Origin of the sequence: Crocosphaera sp. UHCC 0190, from assembly GCF_034932065.1 — a bacterium.
Classification (GTDB): Bacteria; Cyanobacteriota; Cyanobacteriia; order Cyanobacteriales; family Microcystaceae; genus UHCC-0190.
The window spans coordinates 12,239-34,747 of record NZ_JAYGHP010000019.1; the positions used below are offsets into that span (position 1 = coordinate 12,239).

General features: G+C 38.7%; 23 protein-coding genes and 1 pseudogene. 9 read left to right on the forward strand and 15 right to left on the reverse strand.

Annotation, left to right across the window (positions count from 1 at the left end; all coding sequences use genetic code 11):
• Positions 1-26: 26 nt before the first annotated feature.
• A complete protein-coding gene (gene hflX, locus VB715_RS19660) occupies positions 27-1,745 on the reverse strand; it encodes a GTPase HflX (protein WP_323302935.1) in 1,719 nt (572 codons plus the stop codon).
• A gap of 171 nt (positions 1,746-1,916) precedes the next feature.
• Between hflX and dnaB the strand changes: the two genes are divergently transcribed.
• A complete protein-coding gene (gene dnaB / locus VB715_RS19665) occupies positions 1,917-3,248 on the forward strand; it encodes a replicative DNA helicase (RefSeq protein ID WP_323302896.1) in 1,332 nt (443 codons plus the stop codon).
• A gap of 5 nt (positions 3,249-3,253) precedes the next feature.
• Positions 3,254-4,843, forward strand: a complete 1,590-nt coding sequence (locus tag VB715_RS19670; RefSeq protein WP_323302897.1) for a glycosyltransferase family 39 protein — start codon at positions 3,254-3,256, stop codon at positions 4,841-4,843.
• Here the strand turns inward: VB715_RS19670 and VB715_RS19675 are convergent.
• Positions 4,840-7,056, reverse strand: coding sequence for a glycosyltransferase (locus VB715_RS19675; RefSeq protein ID WP_323302898.1), 2,217 nt, complete (start codon positions 7,054-7,056; stop codon positions 4,840-4,842). The genes VB715_RS19670 and VB715_RS19675 overlap by 4 nt on opposite strands.
• 323 nt (positions 7,057-7,379) lie before the next feature.
• On the opposite strand from VB715_RS19675, the gene VB715_RS19680 reads away from it, so the two are divergent.
• Positions 7,380-8,153 (forward strand): carbonic anhydrase family protein, encoded by a 774-nt coding sequence (locus VB715_RS19680; RefSeq protein ID WP_323302899.1) that lies wholly within the window; start codon positions 7,380-7,382, stop codon positions 8,151-8,153.
• Positions 8,154-8,235: 82 nt separating this feature from the next.
• Here the strand turns inward: VB715_RS19680 and VB715_RS19685 are convergent, their stop codons facing one another.
• The 9 genes from VB715_RS19685 to VB715_RS19725 all read right to left on the reverse strand — a co-directional run bounded on the left by VB715_RS19685 (position 8,236) and on the right by VB715_RS19725 (position 13,991).
• The gene (locus tag VB715_RS19685) at positions 8,236-9,186 is read right to left on the reverse strand and encodes an HTTM domain-containing protein (protein WP_323302900.1); all 951 of its coding nucleotides are present in this window, start codon (positions 9,184-9,186) and stop codon (positions 8,236-8,238) included.
• On the reverse strand, positions 9,183-9,728 hold the full coding sequence (locus VB715_RS19690; protein WP_323302901.1) for a hypothetical protein: 546 nt from the start codon (positions 9,726-9,728) through the stop codon (positions 9,183-9,185). Before VB715_RS19690 ends, VB715_RS19685 begins: the two co-directional genes overlap by 4 nt.
• Positions 9,729-10,010: a DUF3288 family protein gene (locus VB715_RS19695; protein ID WP_323302902.1), complete on the reverse strand. Its 282-nt coding sequence runs from the start codon at positions 10,008-10,010 to the stop codon at positions 9,729-9,731.
• Positions 10,011-10,013: 3 nt separating this feature from the next.
• A complete protein-coding gene (locus tag VB715_RS19700; protein WP_323302903.1) occupies positions 10,014-11,114 on the reverse strand; it encodes a WD40 repeat domain-containing protein in 1,101 nt (366 codons plus the stop codon).
• On the reverse strand, positions 11,111-11,539 hold the full coding sequence (locus VB715_RS19705) for a heavy metal-responsive transcriptional regulator (protein ID WP_323302904.1): 429 nt from the start codon (positions 11,537-11,539) through the stop codon (positions 11,111-11,113). Before VB715_RS19705 ends, VB715_RS19700 begins: the two co-directional genes overlap by 4 nt.
• Complete coding sequence (locus VB715_RS19710; protein WP_323302905.1) at positions 11,536-11,823, reverse strand: hypothetical protein; 288 nt, start codon at positions 11,821-11,823, stop codon at positions 11,536-11,538. Before VB715_RS19710 ends, VB715_RS19705 begins: the two co-directional genes overlap by 4 nt.
• 247 nt (positions 11,824-12,070) lie before the next feature.
• Positions 12,071-12,247, reverse strand: coding sequence for a chlorophyll a/b-binding protein (locus VB715_RS19715; RefSeq protein ID WP_323302906.1), 177 nt, complete (start codon positions 12,245-12,247; stop codon positions 12,071-12,073).
• A gap of 74 nt (positions 12,248-12,321) precedes the next feature.
• A complete protein-coding gene (locus VB715_RS19720) occupies positions 12,322-12,807 on the reverse strand; it encodes a universal stress protein (RefSeq protein WP_323302907.1) in 486 nt (161 codons plus the stop codon).
• A 20-nt stretch (positions 12,808-12,827) separates the two neighbouring features.
• A complete protein-coding gene (locus tag VB715_RS19725) occupies positions 12,828-13,991 on the reverse strand; it encodes a pyridoxal phosphate-dependent aminotransferase (protein WP_323302908.1) in 1,164 nt (387 codons plus the stop codon).
• A 138-nt stretch (positions 13,992-14,129) separates the two neighbouring features.
• On the opposite strand from VB715_RS19725, the gene VB715_RS19730 reads away from it, so the two are divergent.
• The gene (locus tag VB715_RS19730; protein ID WP_323302909.1) at positions 14,130-14,876 is read left to right on the forward strand and encodes a DUF561 domain-containing protein; all 747 of its coding nucleotides are present in this window, start codon (positions 14,130-14,132) and stop codon (positions 14,874-14,876) included.
• 231 nt (positions 14,877-15,107) lie between these two features.
• Here the strand turns inward: VB715_RS19730 and VB715_RS19735 are convergent, their stop codons facing one another.
• Positions 15,108-15,293, reverse strand: a complete 186-nt coding sequence (locus VB715_RS19735; RefSeq protein WP_323302910.1) for a hypothetical protein — start codon at positions 15,291-15,293, stop codon at positions 15,108-15,110.
• Positions 15,294-15,486: 193 nt separating this feature from the next.
• Here VB715_RS19735 and VB715_RS19740 point away from each other — a divergent pair, with 193 nt between their 5' ends.
• Entirely contained in the window at positions 15,487-15,675 is a 189-nt protein-coding gene (locus tag VB715_RS19740) for a hypothetical protein (RefSeq protein ID WP_323302938.1), read from the forward strand.
• Between the two features lie 331 nt (positions 15,676-16,006).
• On the forward strand, positions 16,007-17,140 hold the full coding sequence (locus VB715_RS19745) for a glycosyltransferase (protein ID WP_323302911.1): 1,134 nt from the start codon (positions 16,007-16,009) through the stop codon (positions 17,138-17,140).
• A gap of 137 nt (positions 17,141-17,277) precedes the next feature.
• On the opposite strand, the gene VB715_RS19750 is transcribed toward VB715_RS19745, so the two are convergent.
• Positions 17,278-17,475: a hypothetical protein gene (locus tag VB715_RS19750; protein ID WP_323302912.1), complete on the reverse strand. Its 198-nt coding sequence runs from the start codon at positions 17,473-17,475 to the stop codon at positions 17,278-17,280.
• 12 nt (positions 17,476-17,487) lie between these two features.
• Complete coding sequence (locus tag VB715_RS19755) at positions 17,488-18,171, reverse strand: hypothetical protein (RefSeq protein WP_323302913.1); 684 nt, start codon at positions 18,169-18,171, stop codon at positions 17,488-17,490.
• A 172-nt stretch (positions 18,172-18,343) separates the two neighbouring features.
• Between VB715_RS19755 and VB715_RS19760 the strand changes: the two genes are divergently transcribed.
• Positions 18,344-19,033, forward strand: a complete 690-nt coding sequence (locus tag VB715_RS19760) for a serine/threonine-protein kinase (RefSeq protein ID WP_323302914.1) — start codon at positions 18,344-18,346, stop codon at positions 19,031-19,033.
• A 204-nt stretch (positions 19,034-19,237) separates the two neighbouring features.
• Positions 19,238-20,112: pseudogene (locus VB715_RS19765) on the forward strand (formylglycine-generating enzyme family protein); the annotation flags it as partial.
• A gap of 150 nt (positions 20,113-20,262) precedes the next feature.
• On the opposite strand, the gene ffh reads toward VB715_RS19765, so the two are convergent.
• Positions 20,263-21,756, reverse strand: a complete 1,494-nt coding sequence (ffh, locus tag VB715_RS19770; protein WP_323302915.1) for a signal recognition particle protein — start codon at positions 21,754-21,756, stop codon at positions 20,263-20,265.
• Between the two features lie 93 nt (positions 21,757-21,849).
• Between ffh and VB715_RS19775 the strand changes: the two genes are divergently transcribed.
• Positions 21,850-22,497: an excinuclease ABC subunit C gene (locus VB715_RS19775; RefSeq protein ID WP_323302916.1), complete on the forward strand. Its 648-nt coding sequence runs from the start codon at positions 21,850-21,852 to the stop codon at positions 22,495-22,497.
• The last annotated feature ends 12 nt before the right edge of the window (positions 22,498-22,509 follow it).

Sequence of the window (22,509 nt, forward strand, 5' to 3'; positions counted from 1 at the left end):
AGGATAAAATCCCGAAGGTAAGCCGATTAATTAACCGCCGCATAGTTCACTAATTGACCCAGTTTTTCCCTTAAGGTTTCTAACCCCAACCGTTGACTAGCAGAAATAAAAACCCCTAGAGGATACTCTTCTTGGGCCAGTCTCAGGGTGTCACTCTCGGCTGTATCAATTTTATTAAACGCCAAGAGAATGGGCCCAGGCACTAAGGGCATCTCTTTTAAAATTTTCATGACCGATTGAATATGATGTTGCCAGGCAGGATGAGATAAGTCAACCACGTGCAACAGGGCATCTGCTTCTGTCACTTCCTCCAAGGTAGCGCGAAACGCATCGACTAGGGAGGGGGGCAATTCATGAATAAATCCCACTGTATCCGTTAACAGGATAGTATAGGGTTGCCCTGTGGTACTATCCATCCCCGAAAGACGACGGGTAGTGGGGTCAAGGGTAGCAAATAATTGATCGGCGGTGTAAACTTCCGCATTGGTTAAAGCATTGATTAGAGTGGACTTTCCCGCATTGGTATAACCCACAATGGCCACGCTAGGAATTTCCCGTTGCTGACGCTGTTGACGGAGACGGGAACGGTGGGCCTGAAGTTGGTTAACTTCTTGCTGGAGACGGGAAATACGCCGTTGAATCGCACGACGTTCCGTTTCTAATTTCGTTTCCCCTGGGCCTCTTGTCCCGATACCACCTCCTAACCGAGACATGGCTTGACCGCGCCCCACCAGTCGAGGCAACATATACTCTAATTGGGCTAATTCTACCTGTAATTTACCGGCCCGGGATTGGGCCCGTTGAGCAAAAATGTCTAAAATGACCTCGGTGCGATCGACCACCCGAACCCCTAATTGAGATTCTAGGTTGCGGACTTGGGCCGGAGAAAGATCCCGATCAAAGACCACTAAATTAGCCCCCAAGGTTTGGACACGCAGGGCAATTTCTTGGACTTTTCCCGTTCCCACAACGGTTTGAGGATGGGGTTTATCCCTTTTTTGGCGCAGGGTTTCCATCACTTCTCCCCCGGCGGTGTCTACAAGTCGTGCGACTTCTGCTACGGTTTCCTCAAAGGCGTGATCGCTCATTTTTTCGGTTTGCAGGCCGACGATCATCACTCTTTCGTGATCTCCTTCAACCTGTTGGGCCGTGTATTCTCGCCGAAATTCCGCTTCTAACCCTTCCACTAACCCCCAGAAATCCTGTTCTGTTAGAGTTTCTAGGGTCATGGCCGGAGAAACCGTCCAATAGTATTCCTGGTTGGGGTTGAGGTCTGAGGCGGGCAATAAATGGGCAATGTAGGCTTCTTTTACATAGCCTGTGGCCCCCCCACCCTGTCGCATTTTCCCTTCTCCTGTCACGGGAAGCATGACCAAAGCATCAAGTCGTTGTAAGACCATGGCTGTTAAGCTAGACTCGTTGGGAGGTTCTGCTTTCAGTTTGGTGGCAAGACAACGAATGCCGCACAGTCTTTCTGCACCGTAACGGGGCAATTCTAAGGGGGGTATTTGGGTTTGTCGTGGGGTTCCTACACCGACGCGAATCACTTGGCCACGACGGTTAACATAAGCACAGACAGGTTGACCCATATCTGAACTGACGGCGGCCAGTCGTTGGGCGAATTCTGGGGTGGTAAAGCGATCGCCTACCAACTTTTGATGATAGAGTCGTTTCAATTGCTTAATCTGACTCGGTTTTAACCCTTGCAGATTGCCGTAGATGGTCTCGATAGGCGTACCTCTCAGATTTATTGTTGTAACTTTTTATTGTAGTACAGTTTTTTAAGGGAGGACAGGGAATTGTTAATTTTAGATTATTTTTATTTTTTTCCTTCCTTTTTAACCAAAATTTATTTTGCTATACAGAAAGGGTAATGCTATAGTACATAGCTATTGAAAAAGTTTTTATGGTTGTCTATGGTCATTAATCAAACCCTTCCTCCCCAAAATATTGAAGCTGAGGAGTCAATTCTCGGTGGTATTTTAGTCGATCCAGAAGCCATGGGACGGGTGGTAGATTTAATCAATACTAATGCTTTTTATGTGAAAGCTCATCAAGAGATTTATCAGGCAGCATTAAAGCTTTATAGTCAAGGACAACCAACCGATGTCATGACGGTTAAAAGTAACCTTGAGGATCATTATTTATTGCAACAAGTTGGAGGAATTGATAAGTTAATGCAGTTGGTTGATCGCACGGTTTCGGCAGTAAATATTGATCGCTATGCGGTGTTAGTGATGGAGAAATATTTGCGTCGTCAATTAATTGCTGCGGGTCATGAAATTGTAGATTTAGGATTTGAGACAACGCGAGAATTAGATGTAGTTTTAGATGAGTCTGAAAAGAAAATTTTTAGCTTGACACAAAAGCGACCCCAAGAGGGGTTAATTCCGATTTCTGACACCATTATTAAAACTTTTAATGAGTTAGAAAAACTCCAAGATCAAACGGCACTTCCTGGCATTGAAACGGAATTTTATGAGTTAGATGGTATCACAGGAGGACTACAAAGATCGGATTTAATTATTATTGCTGGTCGGCCTTCGATGGGAAAGACGGCTTTCGGGTTAGGAGTTGCAGCTAATATTGCTAAAAAGCATAATTTACCTGTGGCAATTTTTAGTTTAGAAATGTCGAAAGAGCAGCTTTCTATGCGTTTATTAGCCTCAGAAGCTGGTATAGAAAGTAACCGTTTACGATCAGGAAGATTGGCACAAAATGATTATGAAAAAATCAGTATTGCCATGGGAACTTTATCCAATTTACCCATTTATATTGATGATGCTGCTAATATTACGGTGATGCAAATTCGTTCCCAGGTTCGCCGTTTACTGGCAGAAAAGAAAGGAGAGTTTGGCTTAGTTTTAATTGATTATTTACAATTAATGGAAGGTGGAGGTGATAACCGTGTTCAAGAATTATCAAAAATTACCCGTTCTCTTAAAGGGTTGGCCCGTGAAGTTAAGGCCCCTGTTATTGCTTTATCTCAGTTAAGTCGGGCTGTTGAATCGAGGAATAATAAACGTCCAATGATGTCAGATTTACGAGAAAGTGGTTCAATTGAACAAGATGCTGATTTAATTATGATGTTATATCGAGATGAATATTATAACCCTGATACTGTTGATCGAGGGGTTGCAGAAATTATTGTCACTAAACATCGTAATGGGCCAACGGGAACAATTAAGCTATTGTTCCAAGCAGAATTAACTAAATTTGTGAATATGCACAGAAATACCAATTATTAATACTTATGAAATCGAAAAATCTCTTATATTCTTACTATTTCCTCATTTTAATTATCCTGATGTTAGGAATTTTCTTTCGAGTTGTTAATTTAGATAAAAAAGTTTATTGGCACGACGAAATTCATACCAGTTTACACATTACTGGATTTACTGCTAAGGAATGGCATCCTTCCCTATTTAATGGAGAAGTAATCACTCAAGATTCTTTACAATATCACTTAAAAATTAATGACAAAAAAAGCTTAGCTGATACCATTAATACTTTAGTCTTTGATGATCCCCATCATCCTCCATTGTACTATATTTTAGTGAGATATTGGCGACAATTTTGGGGTGATTCTATAACAGTAATCAGAAGTTTTTCTGTTTTAGTTAGTTTATGGATTTTTCCTGCTATTTATTGGTTATGTTGGGAACTTTTTAAGCAACCAATAATTAGCAGTTTATGTCTAGCTTTGGTTGCTGTTTCGCCTTTGTATGTTTTTTATGCTCAAGAAGCGAGAGAATATGCTTTATTCACGGTTTTAATTGCTTTGTCTACTGCTTCATTATTACGAAGTATAAGGTTAACTAAAGATGCCAATATCCCTCAAGAACGATGTTACTTAAGTTGGGGTGTTTATTTGATTTTAACCACCCTCAGTTTATACACATCTCTTTTTAGTATATTCGTGATTATTGCTCAAGCAATATATACTCTTTTGATAGAAAAAAATGCTTTTAATAAAGTCACTATTTTCTATGGAATATCATTAGTAATATCTTGTATTTTATTTGCTCCTTGGATGATAGTCTTAATTCAAAACTATGAACAGTATAAACGAGCAAATAATTGGATGATTGCTGTTACATTGCCACCGGAAGAATTATTAAAGACTTGGGGATTAAATCTTAGTCGTCTTTTCTTTGATCTGGGATGGGAAATTGACACCTTGCTTACTTATTTTATTATTATATTATGTTTGCTTTTAGTTAGTTATTCTCTTTATTTTTTGTATAAAAAATCAGCATTAAAATCTTGGTTATTTGTCTTTTCTTTAGTTTTTATTCAAATATTTTTTTTACTAGGGCCAGATTTATTATGGGGAGGAGTCAGATCCCTCTCTCCTCGTTATCTCATTCCTTTTTACCTAGGAATTAATCTTTCTGTTGCTTATTTATTAGGAATAAAATTAACTCATTCAACCAATAAAATCACTAAAGTGTGGTCTATGATTACGATCATAATTCTTTCTTTAGGAATTATTTCCTGTTGGATAAATTCACAAAAAGACACTGCTTGGACAAAGGTAATTAGTTATAGTTTACCCCAAGTTGCTCAGATTATTAATAAAATAGACTCTCCTTTAGTCATTAGTAATGATCAAGGTTATCATCCTGGTAATATTATGGCATTAAGTTATTTACTAAACCCAGAGGTTAAGTTTCAGTTACTATCACAAGAGAAACAATATAAATTTCCTAAGGGTTTTCAAACAATATTTTTACTGAGTCCAACAGATGAATTTAAACTCACATTAGAAAAAGAAACTAAGGTGAAAGCAAAACTAATGTTTGGTGATGCTTATCTTAAGTTATGGAAAATTGAGGTTTAAATTAGACGTTTAAAGATCGAGGTTAAGGGTTTATATCTGAGAAGTAATTTCAGCATTAATACAAGAGATGCAAATTCACCTGGGGCTTTTTTATATTCTTGGAATTGCCAACGATTGGGAGTACAATATAATAGGTATATCAGTTTTTTTTGTTGTTCTAAAGTTAAGTCTAAGAAATAAATTTTGATCTCAGTTTGATGATGGGTTATCTTTTTCTCAATCATTTCGCTAGGAAGTTTTAATCCTTCGATCTCTAAGAAAAATTGCTCCGGTAAATTACAATTACTATTTAATACTAAAGTTGCTCCTTCTTCTGATATTGCTTTAGTTTTTCCTTCTAAAATAGAATTTTTGTTAATAAGTTTAACTGGTTTAGATAGAGGAAAACTTTGAAACAAACTTGATTGAGGTTTCTCATAAAAAGCCAATAAAGCAACCCCAATAGTAATAACATTATACAAACTCCAATAAAAACCTGGATTAATTCCAGCAGTTGATATAATTGTTTTCTGTAAACTCATTCCTAAACTGACTAAGTTCATTATTAAAAAAATAATTACGGGAACTGCTAATTTCCATTGATAAACATAAAGCTTTCGAGAAACCCCTTTTGGAGTTACAGAAAACTTATTATCAAAGGGATGAAACATCACTTTAATTGTATTAATTACCGTTGGGAAACAGTGGGTTAAGTTATAAACATCTGAAAATAATACTGAACGCGCTTTTAAACTTAACCAATATAATACCGTAAAATTGACAGTATAATAAGGCAAAAACATATAAATAAACTCATCAGAAGTGACTTGTATAAATGAGATATTAAATACAGAATAAAGAAAAGGACAAATTAAAAAGAAACAACGAGATAGAGGACTAAACCAAAATAATAATCCTTCAAAATTAACTAATCTTTGGACAAAAGTTAAATTAGGAATAATCAGGGGATTTTCTTTAATAAAAAATGCTTGTAAGGTTCCTCTACCCCATCTTAATCTTTGAGAAATATGGGATGAAATACTTTCTGCTGCTAAACCAGCACTTAACTTTTCATTGAGATATAAAACATCATATTTGTTTGCTAAAAGGCGTATTCCAGTAAAATAATCTTCACTAATAGATTCAGTAATAAATCCCCCAACTTCTTCTAAACTACTGCGTCTAACAACAAAAGAAGTTCCTGCACAAAGAACAGAATTAGTTCCATCTCTCATTAACTGAATTTGACGATAAAATACTTCTTCTTCAGGATTTAAAACAGAAGCTAACCCTAAATTTCTAGCAATTGGATCAGGATTATAAAAATTTTGGGGGGTTTGAAGTAAGGCAGTTTTCACATTCTGAAAAAAACCAATTGTTCTTGTGAGAAAATTAGTGGTTGGTACAAAATCAGCATCAAAAATAGCAATTAATTCTCCATTAGTTTGGGTTAAAGCATGATTTAAGTTACCTGCTTTTGCATAGAAATTATCTAGTCTGGTGATATAATAACACCCTAATTGTTTCGCTAACTCTTCAATTTCCGGTCGGTTTGTGTCATCTAAAACATAAACTTTTTTCTGGGCATAACTTAGGGCTTGACAACCAATAATCGTCCGCTTTAAAATAAAAATAGGCTCATTATAAGTAGGGATAAATACATCAACTGAAGGACAATATTCCTGATTGATAACTGCCTGACTGTAATCATTGGCTTCTTCTTTACGTTCTTTACTCGTAAACATAAATACCAATTGAATAAATCCCCCAAAAAGGGCTAAAAATTCTAGTAAAAATAATCCTATGCTAAAGATACCATCCACAGGATTACTAAGGTTAAGAGTAGAAAGCGATCGCCAAGCAAAATAGCGGAGAATTAACACTAATAAAATTGTAACAATAATTCCCCTTGACCAAGGTTTTGGATAAGGAGATATTTGCATAATAATTTGTAGAATAATCCATAATAAGATAGTTGGAAAATACAAATAAAATGAATGATCAAAATCAGGAACTTGTAACCAAATATGCGGGTGTTCTTGCCAATAATTTAACTGATTAAATAACTGAACAATATGGGATTCACCAAATAACCAAGCAAGAGCAATAATAGCCAAAAATATCCAGATTCCCAGGAATATAAATGTTGCTGTATATCGGTAAAAAAATATCACCCAAGAAAACCGATTTTTCAATTTTTCACTCTGATTGAAAGCAATTTTATTACCTTTCATAATAACTGACTATTCTCAATTTTAGGAAATTGAATCAACAAAATTTTCTGTCGGAGAAGATGAACAATGTCATATCCAATATTATTTAAGCATTAAGGGGTTGTTACGTAACTATTGTAATATTATTCAATCACTCAAACATTAAATTTTGGTGAGAAATTACTGAGAATTAATTCCTAAACTTGGTTGACATCAGAATTAGCAGATTATTAGGGTAAATATCAAAGATTGATAACAATAGCTTGGTCATCTATTTGCTATATCAAATGATTATGTTATTATGAAATGTAAGAGTTTTCTCATAAAAAAATAGGAGCTAATCCATGAAGCGGCGCACTTTCGTAAAAGCAATTCCGCTAGGTTTAGCCGGGGCAGTATTTAGCCTTAATTTTCCTTCCTTAATAGCTGCTGTCGCCGGAGAAAATCATACAGATTGGAGTTATGATGATCCTGAAAGTTGGGGCGAACTTTCGGCGGACTATCAAGTGTGTAGTGTTGGAAATCAACAATCTCCCATTGATTTGCAATCACCCGTTTCGTCTGAATTACAACCTATCGAGATTGTTTATCAGGACATTCCCCTAAAAATAATCAATAATAGCCATACCATTCAAGTCAATAGTAATCCCGGCAATTATATTATTATTGATGGCAAAAAATTTGACCTCTTGCAATTTCATTTTCATCATCCCAGTGAGCATAAGATGACGGGAAAAGCATACCCCATGGAAGTACATTTTGTTCACAAAAATCAAGAAGGCTCTCTTGCTGTTTTAGGGGTATTTCTGCAAGAAGGTGAAGAAAATGCGACCCTTAAATCAATTTGGGAAGCTATGCCCTCTCATAAAAGTGAGGAGAAATTAATCAAGGGAGTTAATATTTCTCTACCTCAACTGTTACCGGATGATGCCACGAGTTATCGTTATTTTGGCTCTTTAACCACCCCTCCCTGTTCAGAAGTTGTTCAGTGGATAGTGTTTCAAAATCCCCTGGAGATTTCCTCCCAACAAATTAATCAATTTAGGCAAATTTTTCCCCTAAATGCTCGCCCAATTCAACCCTTAAACCGCCGTTTTCTATTATCTTTTTCAGAATAAATTAACGTAGAGACGTTGCAGGCAACGTCTCTACTGGGTTTTGTTGGCTTTAATAACTCTACTTTTTAAAGCGGATTTGATATCACCTCATGATCGCCTTTTTCTTAATGAATTGGAGAATTTTTGTGACCCAATGCTTTAAAAGTTTATAATCTCTGGGTTCTGTAAAAGATAATAATCCTACGATCATTAACCATTGAAACAGAAATAAATTCATAGCATATTCAATGGATAAATGTAGTCCAAAGGCCAGGAATAATGCAAAGCGACGAGTTTCTTTAAACCAAAGTGTAATAGGAATAAATAACTCTACAACAATGACTAACCATGTCATATATTTGATCAGACTGAAAGAAGTTAATAAAAAATTCGGAATAGGGAAGTGTCCAAAAACATCATCTAAACGACTAACATAATAAATAGCTGTTCCATTTATCCAGTCTTCTCCTTTCATTTTTTCCCAAGCTGTAGACACATAAATTAAACACATTTGTATTTGTAATAATCGCAATGCCCAAGTTGATGAAGTAAAATCATGAGGAATTTTGTTGCGATTCTTCAACCAATTATCAACAGAATAATAAGCACCAATTGGCATAAAAATCAGAAAAAATCCCATGAGTCTAAATAAATTATCTTCAGCATCAAATAAGGTATGATGTCGATGAACAAAAGATACAAACCAAATAAAAACACAGATTGCTTGAAATCGAGAAAATAAGCCAAATAATAATAAAATAATTTGTGAAATAAAAATACCATAACTAATTTTTAATACCCAGTCATTTTTAGGCAACCAGGTAAAAATAGTGAGGGTGTCAGGAGCAATAATTTCTCTAGAAACTGCATAGGGTAATAATCCATTTTCTCCGAACCAGCTTAATAAATCTGGCCACCAAACTAAAACATTAATCAGTAATAAAAAAGCATAAGCAATGCGAATTACTGCACATATTTTTGGGTTTTTATATTGATAAAAAAAACTATCCCAACCAGCCAAAAAACTCTGTAAACTGAAGGGAGTATAACTCATTTAGAAGATTCCCATTTGTAGAATTTATAACGATGATTAAAGTTATTTTCAGGTAAAATAGGTGATAAATTTTTTTGACTTGGTGCTGGAATATTCGCCCATTCTCTGATTAAAATAATTTTAATAGGCTTGGCATCTGGATTATCTGCACTCACAATTGTTCTTGATAAATGGTCTGCTAAAGATTGCCAAGCATTGCTGTTACCCTCAAAGTAAATACTATCATAATATTCCATGTGTCTAAACTTGAGAAAACGCTCTTCAATAGACATTTTAGACCAATTGGGAGAGTACCAAATACCTTGAGTATTATCAGAAAAAGTTATTTCGGCCAGAAAACGATTGTTGCTTTTATCTACATCTGGGGCAAATAATTGCCAAGTTCCCTGCCAAATTCCTATTTTATCTAAAAGGGGATCAATTGCTTGTTTCAAATAGCGATGAACTAAGGATGTTTCGGGTAGTGCATCTGTAACAATTAGAAATAAAATAAAAACAATAAAGCTGTTAATTAGAGATTTTTTAATGATGTTACTGAACATTTAACTCCAATCTTGAATATCATCCCCTTGCTGACGACGATAAACCTTCCCACTTTCATGGAGTTGACGAGTTGTCTCAAATAGTTCTTCTTCTGTCAACTGCCACTGCTGTAAAATTAACTCTAAATCCCGATGTATTTGTCGCGCTCCAGGAAAATTGCGGTAACGGATGCGAAGCCGTGCTAATTCCGCTAAATTATGATGATTGGGTTCTTCTGTCAAAAGACGATTAATCACCTCACGATCAGCTTTTTCTTGGGGATGTTGTTGATCTTGGGGCATACTTTACTGCTCGAATTGAATCTCAATACGCGACTTAGGAACCTCATAAAAAGAAGGGGGAATTTCCCAAACATTAACCACCTTATCAAACCCACCGGAAGCCAGAAACTGTCCATTAGGACTAAACGCTAAGGCATTAACCCAGTCCCTTTCCTCGGTTAGATAACGCAACAACCGTCTTCTTTCCATACTCCACAGTCTCACCCCATCAAGACCCGCACTCGCCAAAATCTTACCATTGGGACTGAGGGCGATCGCCTGAACTCTCCCCTTATGGCCCGTCAAGGTATCAATCAAATCACCACTGGCCAAATCCCAAAGCTTAACCGTCCCATCTTGACTCGCGGTAACCAAGGTTTTACCATCAGGGGTAATAGCCAAACCCGATATCGGTCTTTCGTGGGCCGCAAACTCCGATACTAAAGTCTTGTCTCGAAGATTCCAAAATCTCACCCTTCCCTGATCATCCCCACTAGCCACTAAAAACCCATTGGGGTGCATCGCTAAGGCATAAGCAGGGGTTCCAAAGCCTTCTAATTGATAGAGCAAACGGGGAGGTTCTAAAGACCAGACCCGAATACCATCTAAGGCCCCACTGACCACCCATTGACTGTCAGGGGTAATTGCTAGGGATAACACATAACTGTAGTGGTCAAAAAAAGTCACTTTGCTTGATTTTTGCGGCCAAGTCCAAAAGTGAATATCTGCATCTTCCCCACTGCTGACCAAGGTTTTCCCATCAGGAGAAATGGCTAAGGTTAAAATCGCTGAACTTTGCGATCGCAGGGTATCCACTTCCTCCCCATCTTCCAAAGACCAAAATTTCAAAAATGGTTCATTGGTTCCCCCACCACTAACTAAGGTTCTTCCATTGGGACTAAACACCAGGGAACGAATAGGAGTTGTATGACCAGTTAGGCGATATTTAAGCTTTAATGTGTTATTTTCTACAGGAATCTTCTGTTCAGAAAGTGCTTCTTGTTGCTGCTGAAGCAATTGGGCCTGACTGGGTATTCCCCACCCTTGACTGAAGAGGAGTAGAGTAGTGATGAATACCCCTGAATAGAGTCTTTTTTTTCCCTTACTGTCCTGATGGTTCATCATGGTGACTGAATATTCGGGCAAATGGTTTGTTCGGTCTTCTCAATTAAGGGTTGCTCTTGCCACCCAGACAGAATTCCCGTTAACTCAGATTTTAGAATGTCTAGAGACTCAATTTGTTTCTCTATCTCTGTCAACTTCTCCAAAAGATATTGCTTAATCATCCCGCAAGGCAACTGTCCCTGGTCATGAATGGATAGCACTTCCTGAATTTCCTCTAGGCTCAGACCTAAAGCTTGGGCCCGTTTGATAAACCCTAATCGACCAAACACCGTTGGATGAAAGAGACGATAGCCTGAAGGAGAACGTTGAACAGTCGGAGTTAATAAACCACGCTCATCATAATAACGCAAAGTTTTTACAGATAACCCAAACTGCTTGGCAACCTCACCAATTTTTAAGCACTGAGATGTTGCCACACCATTCATCGGCGGGATTTATCATGAGTTAATTGAGGTAGGGGGGTTCTGGTCGAACTAGGTGGGAGATATCGCCTAGGGGTATCTTCGGTCAGTATGGGTTGAGATTTTTGCACTTGCCACCAACGTAAAATGATGGATAAGGTCGCAATTAGTAATCCCAATGACAATAATGACCAGCGTTGTCCCACCCCTCCAATTACCGCATCTACCGCACCCACGGTGAGAATAAAGCTAGAAATGGGTTCTTTGCGGTAAAAGGTTCTCAGAACACGAGGCAGTAAAATATTCATTTGCTTGTTTCTGTTTAGATTACCATTCTAATTTCAGCTTATCTTACCTGCTACAAAACGGCTCACAGAAATCTCGGAGATAGGATTTAGGGTGATTCTAGTCCTACTGAGAGGTTTCCGTATATTACCGAGTTTGTATAGAAAAGATAAAGTTATCCACCATCATACAAGTAGGGGAAGAAGTTAGATGTTTAGGGGTTACAGAAGTTTCGCCATTCTCTATTTTCCTTGTCTTCCCATCAACCTGCTACTGTAGACCCAACCAGGATAATAGTCCTTGTCCGGTAAAATATTCGATGGCTAAGATTAACAAGAAACCCATCATAGCCGCACGACCATTTAAACGCTCTGCATAGTCATTAAACCCGAATTTAGGATCTTCGAGTTTGGGGGTTTCGCTGGGTTGCGTTTGAGGACTGCTCATGATTTGTCTCCTGATCAAGATTGTTTACAATTCTTTACCTAATTTACTGTAAAAGAGTCAAGTTGAGGGTGAGGCTAACAATTTTTTTCTAGATTTTCCCCTTGAACCACTAATACAGAACAGGGAGAATGGTGAACAATATAATTGCTAACGCTACCTAAAAACATTTCTGTAATGCCTTTTAGTCCCCGTCTTCCGATCACAATTAAATCAGCATCCCAACTTTTAGCGACTTCTCGAACCCAACGGCCGGGTTCTCCTATTTTCCAGTCCCATTCTGTCAATACACCTTGTTCTGTGGCAATTTTACAATAATCTGTTAGCCATTGCTTTACGCTTTCAGTTTGTTGTTCTAACTGTTCCCGCATTAAATAAGAAAAGTCGCTAAATTCTCCCTCATAAAAACTGGCGTAAGGGGTTACATTTTGACTTTCCATGGATAAACAATGGAACAACATTAAAACCGCCTTATTTTGTTTAGCCATTGATAAAGCTTGCTCAAAAACAACTTTTCCTAAAGGGGAATTATCTAAAGCAACTAAAATCTTTTTATAAGACATATTTTCTCCTTAATTATTCATTAAACCTTAACAAATTTTTCTAATCTAGCCATTCCTTTTTCAATGGTTCCTAAATCAGTGGCATAGGAAAGACGAATACAATCATCAGCCCCAAAAGCTATCCCTGGAATCACTGCAACTTTTTCAGCTTCCAAAAGAGCATCAGAAAATTCCAAAGATTTCATCCCAGTTTGACTAATATCAACAAACACATAAAATGCGCCCATTGGGGTTGAACAACTCAGCTTAGACATAGCTTGAATTCTGTCTACCATTACCCTCCGTCGTTGAGTAAAGGCTGTTAACATTTCTTGCACACAATCTTGAGAATCTTCTAAGGCCGCAATCGCTCCATATTGAGCAAAAGTACAGACATTTGAGGTACTATGACTTTGAATAATACTGGTAGCTTTAATTAATTCTGTCGGGCCAGCTAAATAGCCTACACGCCACCCTGTCATGGAATAACTTTTCGCAAACCCATTACTAATAATTGTGCGTTTAAAGATTTCTTCCCCTAAAGCTCCAATACTTATATGTTCCGCGCCATCATAGAGAATTTTTTCGTAAATTTCATCAGAAACAACCAATAAATCATGGTCAATAATCACCTCCGCTAAGGCCTTAATTTCATCAGGTGTATAAACGGTTCCTGTGGGGTTAGAAGGAGAATTGAGAACAAATAATTTGGTGTTTGGGGTGATAGCTTCTCGTAGTTGTTGCGGGGTAATTTTATACTCCGTTTCTGCCGTCGTCTCTACAATCACAGGGGTACCTGCTGCCAGTTTCACCATTTCAGGATAACTTAACCAATAGGGAGCCGGAATAATCACCTCATCTCCCGTTTCAATTAAGGCCAACATTAAATTAAATAAAGAATGTTTACCTCCATTGCTGACAATGACATTCTCTGGGCCATAGTTTAAATTGTTATCATTGCGTAACTTTTTAGCGATCGCCTCTCTTAGTTTAGGTTCCCCTGATGCTGCCCCATACTTAGTTTTACCACTATCAAGAGCTAACTTAGCTGCGTCTTTGATGTGCTGCGGGGTATCAAAATCCGGTTCTCCAGCACTAAAGCTACAGACATCAATGCCTTGGGTTTTCATCGCCTTAGCTTTAGCTGCGATGGCTAGGGTGATAGATGGAGGGACTTTTCCTACCCGTGTTGCCAGTTTAATCATTATAAATCTTCCCAAGCCTAATAATCATTGCTATTGCTATTGTGTCACTACCCCTCCCTGGTTGGGTTGACAGTAAGACTTTTTTAACACTATACAAAGAAAAATGGCACAATAAGCTTATCAAGATTCAGATTGAAGATGACTATGCACCCTCAGTTAGAGAAAGCGTTCGCTCAACATCAAGCCCTTAAGGTTATTAGCGGCTTAACTAATTTAGACACCAAGAAAGTCACCGCTATTGTTAAAGCGGCCCAAGCAGGGGGCGCAACCTTTGTCGATATTGCGGCTGATGCGGCTTTAGTTCACAATGTCCGTCAATTGATTACCTTACCTATCTGTGTCTCGGCCGTTGACCCTGACTTATTCACAGCAGCAGTAAAGGCCGGGGCAGATTTAATTGAAATTGGTAATTTTGATGCCTTTTATGCCCAAGGACGACGGTTTGAAGCCCCAGAAGTCTTGGCCTTAACCCACAAAACTCGCGCCTTACTGCCTGATATTACTTTATCTGTCACGGTTCCCCATATTCTCCCCCTAGATGAACAAGTACAACTGGCAGAAGCTTTAGTTGATGCAGGGGCTGATATTATTCAAACGGAAGGGGGAACCAGCAGTCAACCTACCCATGCAGGGACTTTAGGGTTAATTGAAAAAGCTGCCCCCACTTTAGCTGCGGCCCATAGTATTTCCCATGCTGTATCTGTTCCCGTATTGTGTGCGTCGGGTTTATCTAATGTAACAGTTCCCATGGCTATTGCTGCGGGGGCCTCTGGTGTTGGTGTGGGTTCAGCTATTAACCAACTCAATGATGAGGTGGCCATGGTGGCGGCGGTTCGTTCTTTGGTAGAAGCGTTAAAAAACAGTCCGCTTCCAGTTCGTGCTTAATCGAAATTAGGGGGTAAGGAGGGGGGGGAGACAAGGAGGAAATAAGGAAATAGAAGCTCCCTGCACTCCCGACACTTCCCACACTCCCTAATTCCCTCACCCTGCACAGACAAACAAACCTGATTGTCGCTCGCTATAGTAAAATAACCAACGAGTGACACCAGGCTTTGACTTAGCCTTGCACTAAAGCGTATCTTGAGAAATTGCTAAAAACTAGGTTAGGATCTTACATCATTCTCTCGGATGATTTAGGGAATAAGGAGTACGCAGTTGAGGATCAGCCTTATTTGAGGAGTAATAGGCGATAACGAATAAGGGTAAAGTTAACGTCAATATGGCGATCGCCGTTCCCATAAAGTGAGACCACCTATGGGTTGGGGGTTCTGAAACCTTCCCTGACGGGCTGCTAGATTCCATAAAAATGATAGTTTGATCTTAGGATAAGTGAAAATGGAAGGCTTAATGATAGCCTTATGTTTCTATTGTACTGATTTTTTTAAGGCTGTGGCCAAATAAACACTGATTGTAACAGATTATTGAAATAAAAATAAAAAACCGCCCTTGAAAGGTAGGCGGCTGAAATAAGCAATCGGAGGGTGATATTGACTTTATGTCTTCCCCTCGATTTTATGCCAAATTCCTTAGTACGGATGTAGTCAATGTGACGGAAATCGGCAAAATCTCTGGGATTGATTGGCGGAAATTTCAAGGATTGCCCACAAATCCCAATAATTTAGCTGCACCTCCTAGAATAGCAACAATTAAGCCAATTAAAACCCCTCGACTGACAAATTCTTGAGACTCAACCCGTTTGCTCAAACTTATTAAGAATTTCTTTTAAATCTGATTCAATATTAATAAATGAATACAGGCTAAAGCCTTATTCTATAAGCACAAAGGCTGTCTACACAGCCTAATGTTAAGCCTGGGCGACAGGGGTAATAATATCTGCATTAGTGAAAGTTGCAGTACCAAAATTATAGTGATGGGCAACTTTGGCTAGATAAATTGGGGATTATTCATACATCTCGCTGATTAAGAATAAGTTAAAGCGTTGTTGCCGTAAACTTTGGCCTTTTGTCCTCCCCATAGCGGTATATTACTATTGATCCTCGAATAACAAATCAAAAATGCGAGTTGCCTTATTCACAGAAACCTTTTTACCCAAAATTGATGGTATTGTCACTCGTTTACGTCATACCGTTGAACATTTGCAGCGTAACGGCGATCAAGTGTTAGTTTTTTCCCCAGATGGGGGTTTACGGGAACATAAAGGGGCAAAAATTCACGGAGTCAAAGGGATTCCCTTACCTCTCTATCCTGAATTAAAATTAGCCATTCCTACCCCGACAGTAGGTAAAGCGATAGAAAGATTTAAACCTGATGTGATTCATGTGGTAAACCCTGCTGTTTTAGGATTAGGGGGCATTTATTATGCCAAAACCATGAATATTCCTCTAGTTGCTTCCTATCATACCCATTTACCCCAATATTTACACCATTATGGCTTAGGTTCCCTGGAAGGACTATTATGGGAACTCTTAAAATTAGGGCATAACCAAGCCCATTTAAACCTCTGTACCTCAACTGCAATGGTCAATGAATTAGTAACTCATGGTATTGAACGAGTAGACTTATGGCAGAGGGGAGTCGATACAGAGATGTTTCAGCCCCATTTAGCCTCCAAACAAATGCGATCGCGTTTATCAGGCGGAAACCCGGACAGTCCCTTATTATTGTATGTGGGACGAGTCTCCCCAGAGAAGCAAATTGATCAAATTAAACCCGTCTTAGAAGCCATTCCCGACGCACATTTGGCAATTGTTGGGGATGGCCCCCACCGAGAGGTATTAGAGGCGCATTTTGCAGGGACTCAGACCCATTTTGTGGGCTATCTCCAGGGGTTAGAATTGGCTTCGGCCTTTGCCTCATCGGATGCCTTTATTTTCCCTTCTCGCACAGAAACGTTAGGATTAGTGTTATTAGAAGCTATGGCCGCAGGTTGTCCCGTCGTTGCGGCGAATTCTGGGGGAATTCCTGATATTGTGACGGATGGAGTTAATGGTTATTTATTTGAACCCAATGATCCTGATGGGGCTATTATCGCCACAAAACGCCTTTTAGCTGCGAAAGAAGAACGGGAACAATTGCGAGAAAATGCCCGACAAGAAGCAGAAAAATGGGGTTGGGCCGCGGCAACTCATCAGTTAAGAAACTATTATCAAGCAGTTCTTAATGATCAATCTTTGCCTTTAGCTGCTTAGACTTTATTAAGTGGATAGTGATCAGTTATTTTAATAATTGATCACTAATTTTTATTACTTTAACAGACATGAAAAACTGGTAAAAACTGGTGAATTTAACCTGATAATTCTTTAGAAACATACTTATATTATGTCCTTTAATTTATATTGTCTTTAATGATTTCGATTTGATTTCTTTTTTCAGTTAACCCGAAGTAATTCATGAGTTTAATTAGTCCAAAAGAAACCAATAAACCCATCAATAACCCTGAAACCAACAAAACAATAAAGGCTGTTTTTGCTTGTTTAATTGCTCGTTGTTTTCTTTGATTATCCTCATTATAGTTATTATTCATGGTTAAGCTTATTTATGAACCCTCTAATAATTCTAAGGCATTTAAAAAGGTTCTAGTGGTTGTGGTTTGTGGACTTGATTTAGGATAACGAATTCCTAGGGTATAAATGCGGTTTCCTGCTAAATAAACCCGAAAGGTAATCATTTCATTTTCGTTTTCAAAGCTGAATTCTTGACCTGGATATTTATCTAATGTAATGGCCCGTTGTCTGATTAACTTAAATTCATTTTCTGGGGTAACTTCGTCCCGTATTGCTTGTAATAATGCCTCACTATCCTTAATTTGTTCTGCTGTTAAACCTTCTGCATAAGCGGCAATATAACGTCTATCTTCCGCATTTGATGCTAAAGTACGAAAACTAATTTCCCCTGATTTTGTCTCTAAAACTACTGTTTCTTGGGTTAAAATTCCTGGAGGCATCCAGAAGGAAACTCCTCCTTCTTTAAAAATAACAAATTGCCAACTATTTGACTGTTCTCTAACAGGAATAACACCACTTGGAGGCCTTTGAAATAATATTCTATCTTGAGAAGTTACACGGCCAGTTTCAAAGAAATTTCTAACTTCTCGATTAATAGAAGGGGTTTGTTGTGCTACTTCTATTGCTGGATTTATTGGGGATGAATAAGCAGGAGTTAAGGGCAACCCTGTTATTAACAAGAAAATCATTAGAGAGCTTTTTTGTAGACCTTTCATTGACAATAAAAATAACAATCCTTCATATTATCTCATAAAAACGACCTTTTTAAATAAACCCTTCCCCATTGTAGGGGCTTAATACCATTAAGCCCTAATGCCTTTTGGTGTAAATTGCAAGTATCATAGAAATTGAATCTAAAACCACAAATATTATTTAGAAATCCTAATTATGAGTTACTTTCAACCAGGAAAAACCTTAAAAAAAGGACAATATCAAATCATTGAAAGATTGGGTATAGGAGGATTTGGTGTTACCTATCTAGCTGAAGACTTTAAAAGAAAAATTAAAGTAGCAATTAAAACTATTAATGTTATAGCTTTAGAACAAAGATATAAGGATAAATATGGTAATCTTGATGGCTTTGATGCTTGTTTTAAAGAAGAACAAGATAAGTTTAATTCTGAAGCAATGATCTTAGCCAGTTTTGATCATCCACATATTGTTAAAGTTTATCCTGAATTATTCAAAGAAGATAATATTTCTTGCATGGTAATGGAATATATCAAAGGAAAAAACTTAGTACAATGTCTTCAAGAGCAAGGTTTATTTACGGAAGAAGCCGGATTAAAAATCATCAAAGGTATTGGGGAAGCATTAGCTTATATTCACAGTAAAAACTATTTACACAGAGATGTTAAACCCCAAAACATCTTACTACAAACCCCAGATAATCAAGCCAAGTTAATTGATTTTGGTTTAGCGCGAGAAGTTGATTTTGCTACCTCCATGAGTTTAACTAATGCGGCAACTCCTCCCTTTGCTCCACCTGAACAATTTGAAACTAGAAGTAATTTCACCCCGGCCCTTGATGTCTATGCGTTAACGACTACTTTATTTGTAATTTTAGCAGTCAAGTAACAGCCTTTTATTCCTTTATCTAGTCCCTACTTAAATTCTAAGATTATGCAGGAGATAAATATGCCCTTAAAATCTCCCAAAGAATCTAATCCTAACCTGAGTCAACGGGTGAATGATGCTATTTTACAAGGGATGGCCTTTGATTTAGAAAAACGCCCTCCTACTATGGCTCAATGGTTGGCTTTACTGTTTCCTGAAAAGGCTAATCTATTTAAGTTTGAAGTAGCCACAGTTAACCAAACAGGACAAGTTATCAAGCGCGAAACCAAACAAGCAGAATATTTTCAAGAAAATCTAGAAAATGACACAATTTTAGAAATGGTTTCTATTCCTGTTGGTAGATTTTTGATGGGAACAGATGATGCTGAAATTGAAAGATTAGTCAACAAGTTTGAACGGCAAGGTTTTAGAAGAGAAAAACCTCAACATCAAGTAAGGGTTCCTGCTTTCTTCATGGGTAAATATCCCATAACTCAACAACAATGGGAAATCATCGCTTCTGCTACTGAGTTAAAAATAGACAGAGATTTAAACCCAAACCCCTCCCGTTTCCCAGGGAATAAACGTCCTGTAGAGTGTGTTAGCTGGTATGACTGCGTAGAGTTCTGTAAACGGTTGTCCAAGCTAACAGGAAAGGACTATAGACTGCCCTCAGAAGCGGAATGGGAATATGCCTGTCGTGCAGGAACAACCACTCCTTTCTATTGCGGAGAAACTATAACAACAGATTTAGCTAACTACTGTGGTAACTCTATCTATGGTCAAGAAGCAAAGGGACAATACCGACAGGAAACGACCCCTGTAGGTCAATTTTCTGCCAATGGGTTTGGTTATCTGATATGCACGGTAATGTCTGGGAATGGTGCGCTGATGATTGGCATAGTGATTATAATGGTGCGCCTACTGATGGTAGTGCTTGGATTTCAGGTGACAATAATACTATAAAGATACTACGCGGCGGTTCTTGGGGCAGCGCGCCTAGTTATTGCCGTTGCGCCAACCGCACCTACAATAGCCCGCGCGACTACGACCTCGACGGTGTTGGTTTTCGTGTAGTGCGTTCATCCCCCAGGACTTAGTTGCTATTAGTTATGAAAAAGAGGGCGTACGCGATACGCCCCTACGTTCCAATTTGTCCGGTTGTAGGGGCGCAATGCTTGCGCCCTCTGGCTTGCACCTTACAAGCAGTTAAATTGTAATAGTTAGAGTGGGCAATACCCACCCTACAGTTATAAATTGCCAAACCCTTTCTTTTTCTTGGCTTTTTTGGGCTTTTTCGCCTTACCACCGCCCCCGTAACCCCGAAAACCTGGGGGTGGGGCCTGACCAAACATTCCCCCCATACCAGGCATTCCGCCACCCATACCAGGCATTCCGCCACCCATACCAGGCATTCCGCCACCCATACCAGGCATAGCGGGCATTCCCCCTTGTCCCATTTGCTGCATCATCGTTCGCATTCGGGTAAAATTCTTAACCAGTTTGCTCACTTCTGTTTCAGGATGACCCGAACCCTTGGCAATGCGACGACGACGACTGGGAGACTGGGCTAATAAGTCAGGGTCTTTCCGTTCTTGTAGGGTCATGGAACTGATCATCGCCTCAGTTTTTTTGAGTTCAGTTTCTCCCTTTTCAATATCGAGGTTACTGAGTTTATTCATCCCTGGAATCATCTTTAAAATGCTGCCAAATGACCCCATATTCTTCATCAAGCGCATTTGTTTGAGGAAGTCATTAAAATCAAATTTTGCCTCTAGAATTTTCGACTGCATCTGTTCGACATCTGACAGATCAATCTCCTCTTGGGCTTTTTCGACTAAAGTAAGAATATCTCCCATACTCAGAATACGGGAAGCCATGCGATCGGGATAAAAAGGTTGTAATGCCTCGACTTTCTCCCCTACCCCCACAAATTTAATCGGTTGCCCCGATATTTGACGCACAGATAGGGCTGCACCCCCTCTGGTATCCCCGTCCAATTTGGTGAGAATGGCCCCTGTAACCCCGATTTGTTCATGAAATGTACGGGTTAAATTAGCTGCCTCTTGCCCTGTCATAGCATCTACGACTAACAGGGTATCATCGGGGTTGACGGCCTTTTTGATGCGGGCCAATTCGATCATCATCTCTTCATCAATTTGCAGTCGTCCCGCAGTATCGATGATGACCGTATCTAAGCCCATTTCTTTCGCTTTGGCCACCCCTTGAGTCGCAATATCAACAGGGTTGGCCTCACTGCCTAATTCAAAGACTGGGACATCAATTTGCTGCCCTAAGGTGATTAACTGGTCAATAGCCGCAGGACGATAGATGTCTGTTGCAACCATCAGACAACTGCGTTCTTGTTTGCGTAAATATAGAGCTAATTTGGCGGTTGCGGTGGTTTTCCCTGTCCCCTGTAATCCTGCCATTAAGATGACAGTGGGGGCGGTTTTTGCTTGGGCCAGTGGGACATTACTTTCTCCCATGACCTTGACTAATTCATCATAAACAATTTTGATGAACTGCTGGCCAGGGTTGACCCCTGCAATGACTTCTGCGCCGATCGCTGCTTTTTCTACGTCTGCAATGAAGGTTTTGACGACTTGCAGGTTAACATCTGCTGCGAGGAGGGCGCGTCGCACTTCTTTGAGGGCTTCTTGTATATTAGATTCAGAGATCTTGTCTTGACCCCGTAATTTTTTCCAAGCATCTTCTAGGCGATCGGCGAGAGCATCAAACATAAGGCGTTATTGTTGTACGGTTAATATTATTGATAATTTTTCGACTGCTTTAATTGTACTTTATCTTTTGTAATCATACCGGAGAGATTTTTGATGACGGAATTATCTGATTTGCCTTTAGTGCAAGAATTGGCTAATGTTCGCTTAAATAATCTTGATGCTTTGCCGGAAGATTCTGGGGTTTATTTGATTGCAGATGATGCTAATCGGGTTTATTATATTGGTCAAGCGATTCAGTTGAAAAGTTGTTTATTTACCTCTAATTTATCTAATATTAAAGCCGTTAATGCGAGTAAAATCTGTTATTTAGATTGTAATGAAACAGAGTTGAATGAGATTGAAGCTGATTATATTGCATTTTATAATCCTCCTTTAAATGCAGGTATTCCTATTGATCAGATTGCTAAGTCTTCTGTTACCACTGAGCTAACACCTGAGCAACAAATTGAACGTTATTTAGAAATTTCTACCCTGATTAAAGAATTAGAACAGGAAAAAGAAACTTTAAAAGAAAATATTGTAACTTTTGCTGCTGAGTATAAACAGGAAAGGGGCGAAAATTTAATCTATAAAGGGGTGACAATCTTGGCGAGTGAACGTAAAATCTGGGAATATTCAGATACAGTAAAAGAATTAGAGGAGAAGCTTAAACAGTTAAAAAAGCAAGAACAAAAAACAGGTTTAGCAAAAGTCGCTAAAGTTTCTGTTTATCCAACAGTTAAAGGTACGTTAAAATTTTAAATTGAGTATCAA

Coding starts and splice junctions, on each gene's coding strand:
- VB715_RS19705 (WP_323302904.1), bottom strand. CDS start 11,539: ATGAATGGTGTGGCAACATCTCAGTGCTTAAAAATTGGTGAGGTTGCC.
- VB715_RS19695 (WP_323302902.1), bottom strand. CDS start 10,010: ATGCCCCAAGATCAACAACATCCCCAAGAAAAAGCTGATCGTGAGGTG.
- VB715_RS19725 (WP_323302908.1), bottom strand. CDS start 13,991: ATGATTAAACTGGCAACACGGGTAGGAAAAGTCCCTCCATCTATCACC.
- VB715_RS19745 (WP_323302911.1), top strand. CDS start 16,007: ATGCGAGTTGCCTTATTCACAGAAACCTTTTTACCCAAAATTGATGGT.
- VB715_RS19680 (WP_323302899.1), top strand. CDS start 7,380: ATGAAGCGGCGCACTTTCGTAAAAGCAATTCCGCTAGGTTTAGCCGGG.
- VB715_RS19715 (WP_323302906.1), bottom strand. CDS start 12,247: ATGAGCAGTCCTCAAACGCAACCCAGCGAAACCCCCAAACTCGAAGAT.
- VB715_RS19760 (WP_323302914.1), top strand. CDS start 18,344: ATGAGTTACTTTCAACCAGGAAAAACCTTAAAAAAAGGACAATATCAA.
- VB715_RS19755 (WP_323302913.1), bottom strand. CDS start 18,171: ATGAAAGGTCTACAAAAAAGCTCTCTAATGATTTTCTTGTTAATAACA.
- VB715_RS19720 (WP_323302907.1), bottom strand. CDS start 12,807: ATGTCTTATAAAAAGATTTTAGTTGCTTTAGATAATTCCCCTTTAGGA.
- VB715_RS19730 (WP_323302909.1), top strand. CDS start 14,130: ATGACTATGCACCCTCAGTTAGAGAAAGCGTTCGCTCAACATCAAGCC.
- VB715_RS19750 (WP_323302912.1), bottom strand. CDS start 17,475: ATGAATAATAACTATAATGAGGATAATCAAAGAAAACAACGAGCAATT.
- VB715_RS19670 (WP_323302897.1), top strand. CDS start 3,254: ATGAAATCGAAAAATCTCTTATATTCTTACTATTTCCTCATTTTAATT.
- VB715_RS19685 (WP_323302900.1), bottom strand. CDS start 9,186: ATGAGTTATACTCCCTTCAGTTTACAGAGTTTTTTGGCTGGTTGGGAT.
- dnaB (WP_323302896.1), top strand. CDS start 1,917: ATGGTCATTAATCAAACCCTTCCTCCCCAAAATATTGAAGCTGAGGAG.
- VB715_RS19675 (WP_323302898.1), bottom strand. CDS start 7,056: ATGAAAGGTAATAAAATTGCTTTCAATCAGAGTGAAAAATTGAAAAAT.
- VB715_RS19700 (WP_323302903.1), bottom strand. CDS start 11,114: ATGATGAACCATCAGGACAGTAAGGGAAAAAAAAGACTCTATTCAGGG.
- VB715_RS19710 (WP_323302905.1), bottom strand. CDS start 11,823: ATGAATATTTTACTGCCTCGTGTTCTGAGAACCTTTTACCGCAAAGAA.
- VB715_RS19775 (WP_323302916.1), top strand. CDS start 21,850: ATGACGGAATTATCTGATTTGCCTTTAGTGCAAGAATTGGCTAATGTT.
- VB715_RS19690 (WP_323302901.1), bottom strand. CDS start 9,728: ATGTTCAGTAACATCATTAAAAAATCTCTAATTAACAGCTTTATTGTT.
- ffh (WP_323302915.1), bottom strand. CDS start 21,756: ATGTTTGATGCTCTCGCCGATCGCCTAGAAGATGCTTGGAAAAAATTA.
- VB715_RS19740 (WP_323302938.1), top strand. CDS start 15,487: ATGTCTTCCCCTCGATTTTATGCCAAATTCCTTAGTACGGATGTAGTC.
- VB715_RS19735 (WP_323302910.1), bottom strand. CDS start 15,293: ATGGAATCTAGCAGCCCGTCAGGGAAGGTTTCAGAACCCCCAACCCAT.